The sequence below is a fragment of the Oleiphilus sp. HI0067 genome, from assembly GCF_001635735.1.
The window spans coordinates 1-1070 of sequence record NZ_LWFI01000529.1; the positions used below are offsets into that span (position 1 = coordinate 1).

Here is a 1070-nt window from a genome sequence, read left to right on the forward strand (position 1 = left end):
TTATTTGCATTGAGGGTGTTTGCTGTATTGCTAGATAGTAAGTCAAATAGTTGTTTCGTTTGATTGAAAAGTGAGTTTGATAACTGGTCGAAATTTGTGATTTTTTGCGCCGTTTCGCTCATGCTTGTTTGAGATTTCAGCTGTGTTGGTAGTTGCTGAATAAATTCTGAAATCCGCGTTTGAAGTGGTTCCGGCGGTGTAAGCATTGGACCATTTAGGTTAATAATGTTGATGGCTCGCTGAGACGCTCGTTGCCATAGATCTTGTTCTGATTTGCTGCGCCCTTCGAGTAGTACAAGCGTTTTCCATATACCTTGGGTATCGAGCGTTTTGACTTGATCGGGTGTGTTCTGACTGGCTACTGATTGATTGCTATCTCGATTTAGAAGCTTTGCTTCAAGCTCTATTCCACTAAGTTTTAGCCATGACTTGATGGTCTCAATTGGCGTGAATGAGACTTGCTCATTGCTGGTTGATGTGGTCGTTGCAGATTTTGCAGTAAGATCGGCGGACTTAGGTAATTGCTCTTTGAGTGTGCTTAGAATCAAAGACGATGCTTGTTGAGCTCCTTCTAATCTATCTGGCAGAGTCGGTGAGATTTGTGTTTGTTGAAGGATTTTAAAACCGCTGTTAAGACTGACTTGCTGTGGAAGTAAGCGAGCTAAGGAAGATCTTAACTGAGAGAGTTGTGCCTCAGGGAATGAAGTCTTTGTCTGTAACGGCAGGGTAGCTATCTGCTCTGCGGGTAGGTTTTTGATGACCGGAGTGCCCGCCTCCGTTAATGTGAGATTAAGTACCATGCCTGTCTTAAGCGCTAACTTTGAACTTGCGAGAATAAATTGATTTTTAATCTGTATTAGCCAAGTTGAAAGCTCTTTTTCTGAAATGGGTTGAGCCGGACTTGTTATGAGGTGCGGTACTTTTAGTTCACTTGCTTGTGTTGGAAGAGGTGTCGGACGATTGCCTTTGCTGCCGATCGTGATTGCTTGATCAGTGCTTAGTATTTCACCCTTAACTTTTCCTATTATTTGGATGAGGGCTGTCTGGTTTTTTTTTACATCAACGCTCTG

At 42.7% G+C, this 1070-nt stretch carries 1 protein-coding gene; it reads right to left on the bottom strand.

All coding sequences use genetic code 11. From position 1 onward, the window contains the following. A partial coding sequence (locus tag A3739_RS29495; RefSeq protein WP_197472112.1) for a hypothetical protein occupies positions 1-1070 on the bottom strand: 1070 nt, incomplete at both ends.